This window comes from Arthrobacter sp. Hiyo1 (assembly GCF_001263615.2).
Classification (GTDB): Bacteria; Actinomycetota; Actinomycetes; order Actinomycetales; family Micrococcaceae; genus Arthrobacter.
This window is the reverse complement of sequence record NZ_DF952473.1, coordinates 206,473-213,221: the sequence shown is the minus strand read 5'-3', so window position 1 is coordinate 213,221 and position 6,749 is coordinate 206,473. Positions and strand designations below refer to the sequence as shown.

The window sequence follows — 6,749 nt, the reverse complement described above, 5'->3', positions numbered from 1 at the left end:
CACCAGGACACCGGCTCGAAGATGGTCCACATCGCGCCGAACACCAAGAGCTCCATCATTTCCAAGTCCGTTGCCCGCGGCGGCGGCCGTGCAGCCTACCGAGGCCTGGTCCAGGTCCGCGAAGGCGCCAAGCACTCCGCCAACACGGTGCGTTGCGACGCCTTGCTGGTAGACACCATTTCCCGTTCCGACACCTATCCCTACATCGACATCCGCGAGGATGACGTGGTGATGGGTCATGAGGCCACCGTTTCCCGAGTCAGTGAGGAGCAGCTCTTCTATCTGATGTCACGCGGTATGCCCGAGGACGAGGCCATGGCCATGATCGTGCGCGGCTTCATTGAGCCGATTGCCCGTGAGTTGCCCATGGAATACGCCCTTGAACTCAACCGCCTGATTGAACTGCAGATGGAAGGATCCGTCGGTTAGCAATGACTGAAATCACTACTGAAAAGGCCCGCATCGGCGCGCCCTCGGCACAGCCATTTATTGACGGCTTCACCGAAGAAGGCGAGAACCTCTCGCCTGTCAACACCGGCACGAACACCTCTTCCACCTCGGAAAAGACCTCGGAACAGGCTCCTTCGGCCGGACCGCTTGCGGGCGCTCGGCCAAGAGCCACTCCCACGGCGGCGGCGTTGGAATTCCGGACAGTTCGCGCGCAGGTCGACTGACCTCGTACAAGCTGGCCGACTTCAAGCCCCTCACCGGACTGGAAGAAGACTGGCGCTTCACCCCGCTCAAGCGGCTTCGCGGCCTACACAACGAGGTCCTCTCCGGTTCGGCACCGTCGGTCGCCGTGACCGCCCCGGAAGGCGTCGTCGTCGAGACCGTGGGGCGGGACGACGTCCGCATCGGCTCCGCAGCCATCCCGGAGGACCGCGTGTCCGCCAACGCTTGGGAGAACTTCACCGAGGCCACCGTCATTACGGTGCCCGCGGAGCTCCAGCTCGACGGCGAAGTGTCCGTCCTGCTGACCGGCACCTCCACTGAAGCTTCCGCCCAGCACATCGTGCTCGTGGCAGGGCGCTTCTCCAAGTCCCGGATCGTCCTGGACCACCAGGGCAGCGCGATCGTTTCGGAGAACGTCGAAATCCTCGTCGAAGACGGTGCCGACCTGACGGTCATCTCGCTCCAGGAATGGAACGACGACGCTGTTCACGCCTCTTCGCAGCAGGCCAAGCTGGGCCGGGACGCCAAGTTCAAGCACATCGTGGTCAGCCTCGGCGGCGACGTCGTGCGCATGACTCCGTCCACGCGCTTCACGGCGCCGGGCGCGGAAGCCGAGATGTTCGGCCTGTACTTCGCCGACGCCGGCCAGCACCTCGAGCAGCGCTTGTTTGTTGACCACGCCGTGGCCAACTGCAAGTCCAACGTCCTCTACAAGGGCGCCCTGCAAGGCCGCAACGCGCACACGGTGTGGGTCGGCGACGTCCTGATCCGCAAGGAAGCAGAAGGCACCGATACCTACGAGGCCAACCGCAACCTGGTCCTCACTGACGGTGCACGCGCCGACTCGGTGCCGAACCTGGAAATCGAGACCGGTCTGATCGAGGGTGCCGGCCACGCCAGCGCCACCGGCCGCTTCGACGATGAGCACCTGTTCTACCTGATGGCACGCGGCATTCCGGAAGACGTCGCCCGCCGTTTGGTGGTCCGTGGCTTCCTCAACGAGATCATCCAGCAGATCAAGGTACCGGCACTCGAAGAGCGCCTCACCGAGGCTGTTGAGCGTGAACTCGCCGCGAGCGACAACTAATTCAAGCCAAGCAGGGAAAACAGACTATGAGCGATCAGCCACAAGGCGAACTGGTATGCAACGCCAACGAGATCCAGGTCAAGCAGGCGCTGCGCATCCTGATCGATGACTACCCCGTAGCCATCGTCAAGGACTCGATGGGGGAGATCCACGCCATCGGCGACACCTGCTCGCATGCCGACATTTCGCTTGCCGAGGGTGAAATCGAAGGCTGCGCGATCGAATGCTGGGGCCACGGCTCCCAGTTCGATCTTCGCACCGGACAGCCCTTGCAGCTCCCTGCCTATGACCCCGTCCCCGTCTTCGCCGTCACCCTCGACGGTGACGACGTCTACGTGGACGTGACCAACGTTGTGAACGGCGCGTCAGTACAGAACTACTGAGCGCCAAGTGCCTAAAGACTTACGAAAGAAAGAAGAGCATGTCTACTCTTGAGATCAAGGACCTGCACGTCAGCATCGAGACGGAGCAGGGTACCAAGGAGATCCTGAAGGGCGTCAGCCTGACCATCAAGACCGGCGAGACCCACGCAATCATGGGCCCCAACGGTTCGGGCAAGTCCACCCTGGCGTCTACCATTGCCGGCCACCCGCGCTACAACGTCACGAGGGGCACCATCACGCTCGACGGCGAAGACGTATTGGCCATGACCGTTGACCAGCGCGCCCGTGCAGGCGTCTTCCTGGCCATGCAGTACCCCGTAGAGGTTCCGGGCGTCACCATGACCAACTTCCTGCGCACCGCCAAGACGGCAATCGACGGCGAAGCTCCCGCTCTCCGCACCTGGACCAAGGATGTCAAGGCGGCCATGCAGCAGCTGCGCATCGACGCCGACTTCGCACAGCGCAACGTCAACGAGGGCTTCTCGGGCGGCGAGAAGAAGCGCGTGGAGATCCTCCAGCTCGAACTCTTCAAGCCGAAGTTCGCCGTGCTTGACGAGACCGACTCCGGCCTGGACGTCGACGCGCTCAAGGTCGTCTCCGAGGGCGTCAACCGCGCCCACGCCACGGGCAACATGGTACTTTGCTCATCACCCACTACACCCGCATCCTGCGCTACATCAAGCCGGACTTCGTCCACGTGTTTGTTGATGGCCAGGTTGTCGAAGAGGGCGGCCCCGAATTGGCCGACCGCCTCGAAGAAGAAGGCTACGACCGTTACGCCACGGGCGCCGGTGCAGCCACCATCGCTGCTGCCGCAGCAGCACAGGCCTAGTTAGGACTCCCGCCATGACCGAAATCAACGCGGCTCGCACCAGCCTCGAGGACGTCGAGGAGGCGCTCAAGGATGTCATTGACCCGGAACTCGGTGTCAACGTGGTGGACCTTGGGCTGCTCTACGGTCTGAAATACTCGGAGGAGGACGGCGCCCTGCTCATCGACATGACGTTGACGACGGCGGCCTGTCCGCTGACGGATGTCCTCGAGGAGCAGGTCGGCCAGTCCCTCGACGGCATCGTCGACGACTGGCGCCTCAACTGGGTATGGATGCCGCCATGGGGTCCCGAGCGGATCACTGACGACGGCAAGGACCAGATGCGGGCCCTCGGCTTCAACATCTAGGATCCCCACCGCTTGCTTAAAGTACGACGACGGCCGGCCACCTTTCGCGAAGGTGACCGGCGTCGTCGTACCCGCACGGCGTCACAGTAAGCCCCGACGCTGCCGCACAGGCTAAAATTCGATGATGCCTTTTCTGGACAAACTTCAGCGCTGGGCCGATGACCGCCCCGACGACACCGCCGTCGTCGTCGGCGGCAAACGACTCAACTGGGCTGACCTTCGGGACGCCGCAACGTTGCGCCTGGGCGAGACCGCCGCGACGACGATACTCGCCGAGCCTAATTCCCTGGACTTCGTGGTGGCGTACACGGCCGCGGTGGCCGGCGAGCGGCGCTGCGCCGTGCTCGACCCGTTGTGGCCGCACGCCATGATCGATGAGGTCACCGGGAGGATGAGGCAAACCGGGCCCGCCACCGGCCTCCACCATGGCGAAGGCGACCAGCTGACCGACGGCGATCCGGACTCCACGTTCCTGATCGGGCTGACGTCCGGAACCACGTCCGTCCCCAAGGCCTTCACCCGTTCACGGCGTTCGTGGCAGGTCTCGTTTGACGCCTCCATCGAATTCTTCGGGCTGACGCCGGAGGACAGGACGCTTGCGCCCGGGCCGCTGGCCGCGAGCTTGAACCTCTACGCCTTGTCCGAATGCCTGTATGCCGGGGCGGCCTTCCATACCCTGGAGACCTTCGACGTCGGCGATGTCCACGCGGCCATCGCTTACGACGGCGTCACCCGCCTTGTCCTCGTGCCTACGATGCTGCGCCTCTTGAGCGAGCGCGGATTGACCGGGGGCGTGGACGCATCCGGTGTTCGGAGCATTATTTGCGCAGGCTCGAAGCTGGACGCCCGTACCCTTGAGGCGGCCAGGCGGTGGGCGCCCAATGCGGCAATTTTCGAGTATTACGGTGCGTCCGAGCTCAGTTTCGTTTCCGGAACGCGCCTTGCCGCCGGGGAACCGCTCGACGCCGGCGGAACGGGAATCGGCCAACCGTTTCCCGGCGTCGAACTCAAGATCATGGACGACGACGGCGCGGAGCGGCCCGAAGGGGCAGACGGGAATATCTGTGTCCGCTCCGGCATGGTCAGCAACGGATATCTGTGGGGCGACGACGGCCAAGCGCTGCGGTGCTTTGACGGTTGGTACACGGTGGGGGACCAGGGCTATGTGGACTCCGGTGTCCTCCACATCCTCGGCCGTCGGTCCGACATGATCATCACCTCCGGGAGGAACGTCTATCCCCACGAGGTGGAACTTGCCCTGGCATCGGTCCCCGGGGTCTCGGCGGCTGTAGCGGCCGGGATGTTGGACGAAGTGCGCGGCCAGAAAGTCGTCGCCGGAATCGTACCCGCCTATGGTTCGGTGACGGCAACCCAAGTGAAGACGGGACTGGACGGTTTGCTCGCCCGGGACAAGCGACCCCTGCGGTATTTCACGCTGTCCGAATTGCCCGTGACGGACCGCGGGAAGGTCAGCCGCCAAATGTTGCTCGACTGGATTGAGAACAACGATCCGCGGGCGAAACCCCTTGCCTAGCCGTGAGCGGGGCACGGGGCTGGACCCTTCGCGCCAGCCGGTGATCATCGCCGCCTTGCGTACACCAATTTGCCGGGCCAATGGGCAACTGAAGCCGCTTCGCGCCGAGGAACTCCTCGCTCCCGTGCTGCGCTCACTCCTCAAAACCACCGGTGTTGCCGGCCCGGACGTCACCGACGTCGTCATCGGGAATGCGGTGGGCGGGGGCGGAAACCTGGCCAGGTATGCCGCATTGCTCGCGGGACTGCCGGTGGGTGTTCCAGGACTGACCGTGGACCGGCAGTGCGGTTCCGGACTCGACGCCATCGCCTTGGCCTCCCGGCTCGTGGCCGCGGGGGGTAACGGCGTCTTCCTCGCCGGGGGAGTGGAGAGCATCAGTACTGCTCCGTTGCGTGCCAGGCGAAATCCGGACCCCGACGGCGAGCCGGACTTCTACACCCGCGCCACCTTCGTGCCGCCCGGGTTCGGGGATCCGGACATGGGTGTGGCCGCTGAAAACGTAGCGCGGGAGTGTGGCGTCAGTCGCGAACAACAGGACGGGTTCGCCGTGCGGAGTCACGAGCGCGCCGTCGCTGCCCGTGCCGCCGGCGCATTCGCCTCCGAAATTGTTCCCTTGGAAGCCGGGGGCACCGTGGTGCAGGCGGATGACGGACCCCGGGCATCCCTCAAGGCCGGACTCATGGCCCGCTTTCCGTCGGCATTCGTACCGGGCGGCACTGTGACCGCCGGAAACTCGTGCTTCGACGCTGACGCGGCCTCCGCCGTCGTGATCACCTCACTCGAGCGCGCACGGCAACTTGGTGCCGCCGACGGATTGCTCGTCCTGGGCTGTGACACCGCGGGCGTGGACCCGGAATTGCTGGGGCTCGGAGCTTCGGTGGCGGCCAGACGGTTGCTGGCCGGGCTCGATCTTGAACCTGCGGAACTGGACCTCGTGGAATTCAACGAGGCATTCGCTTCGCAGACCCTCGCCTGCCTTGAGGCGCTGGGAGTGGAACCGGAACGGGCGAACCTCGACGGCGGTGCGCTGGCGTTGGGACACGCCTACGGTGCGTCGGGCGCTGTCCTGGTAACGCGGCTACTTGCCCAGGCCCGCAGGATTGCCGAAGATCAGCGGCCGGGAGAGCCTGGCACTGGCGATGATCAGCATCGCGGGTGGCATGGGCACGGCGGCAATGTTCCAGTACTCCCAGTTGCAGGGCAATTAGTCTTCCGCGTCGCCAAGACCGCGCGCGGCCAGGGCATCGCCGGTCTGGCGCGCATAGGCAACCGTGGTGATGAATACCGGCAATACCAGGGCGCGCGGATTGCGTTCGAGGCCGCGCGCACGGGCTGAGTCACGGACATCGGAGAATGCGCCGGCGATGAACGGAAGGCTGCGTAGCATAATGGCGATGGTCAGCGCGAAACGCTCGGGGTCCGCCCCGAACCGCTTGAACGGCTTGGACAGGGCAACCACCCCGTCCAGCAACGCCTGCACCGGAGTCGTGACCGTCAATACCGACGCCGCAACGACGCAGACCAGCACATTGAGCACGATCCGCGCGGCTACGGGGCCGCCCAGTTGCCACCATTGGAAGGCACCGATCACGGCGAGGATGGGCGTCACGAGCCACACGGAACGCGCGAGACGTTTGAGCCCCGCGCCGCTGAGCAGGAAGAGCACGCACATCACCCCGAGGACGGCTGCCGAGACAAGCCAGTCGACAACGAGGAACGACGCCAGGCCGCAGCCGGCAACCAGCAGGAACTTGAGCCATAGGGGAGTGCGGTGCACAATCGAGTCGCCCGGCACATAATTCGGGATCAGGACCCCGTGGCCCCTCACGTCGCCTCGACCTTGCCTTGTGCGGGCTCAGCGGCGCACAGCGCGCGGTAGTGTTCGACGGCGTCG

Annotated in this window: 5 protein-coding genes and 3 pseudogenes; 7 read left to right on the top strand and 1 reads right to left on the bottom strand. The window is 64.8% G+C overall.

Annotated elements, in window-relative coordinates:
• The 7 genes and pseudogenes from AHiyo1_RS16480 to AHiyo1_RS16445 all read left to right on the top strand — a co-directional run.
• A partial coding sequence (locus AHiyo1_RS16480; RefSeq protein ID WP_172465617.1) for a SufD family Fe-S cluster assembly protein occupies positions 1 to 429 on the top strand: 429 nt, incomplete at its 5' end.
• Positions 430 to 431: 2 nt separating this feature from the next.
• Positions 432 to 1,759 (top strand): annotated as a pseudogene (gene sufD, locus AHiyo1_RS16470) (Fe-S cluster assembly protein SufD).
• A gap of 26 nt (positions 1,760 to 1,785) precedes the next feature.
• The gene (locus AHiyo1_RS16465) at positions 1,786 to 2,142 is read left to right on the top strand and encodes a non-heme iron oxygenase ferredoxin subunit (RefSeq protein WP_059389267.1); all 357 of its coding nucleotides are present in this window, start codon (positions 1,786 to 1,788) and stop codon (positions 2,140 to 2,142) included.
• A gap of 38 nt (positions 2,143 to 2,180) precedes the next feature.
• Positions 2,181 to 2,974 (top strand): annotated as a pseudogene (gene sufC, locus AHiyo1_RS16460) (Fe-S cluster assembly ATPase SufC).
• A gap of 14 nt (positions 2,975 to 2,988) precedes the next feature.
• Positions 2,989 to 3,321 carry a metal-sulfur cluster assembly factor gene (locus AHiyo1_RS16455; protein WP_059389266.1) on the top strand — a complete coding sequence of 111 codons (333 nt, stop codon included), beginning with the start codon at positions 2,989 to 2,991 and terminating at the stop codon, positions 3,319 to 3,321.
• Between the two features lie 124 nt (positions 3,322 to 3,445).
• Positions 3,446 to 4,855, top strand: a complete 1,410-nt coding sequence (locus AHiyo1_RS16450) for a class I adenylate-forming enzyme family protein (RefSeq protein WP_059389269.1) — start codon at positions 3,446 to 3,448, stop codon at positions 4,853 to 4,855.
• A pseudogene (locus AHiyo1_RS16445) lies at positions 4,848 to 6,063 on the top strand (thiolase family protein). Before AHiyo1_RS16450 ends, AHiyo1_RS16445 begins: the two are co-directional and overlap by 8 nt.
• Here AHiyo1_RS16445 and AHiyo1_RS16440 read toward each other — a convergent pair.
• Positions 6,060 to 6,683 (bottom strand): energy-coupling factor transporter transmembrane component T family protein, encoded by a 624-nt coding sequence (locus AHiyo1_RS16440; RefSeq protein WP_059389265.1) that lies wholly within the window; start codon positions 6,681 to 6,683, stop codon positions 6,060 to 6,062. The pseudogene AHiyo1_RS16445 and the gene AHiyo1_RS16440 overlap by 4 nt on opposite strands.
• Between the last annotated feature and the right edge of the window lie 66 nt (positions 6,684 to 6,749).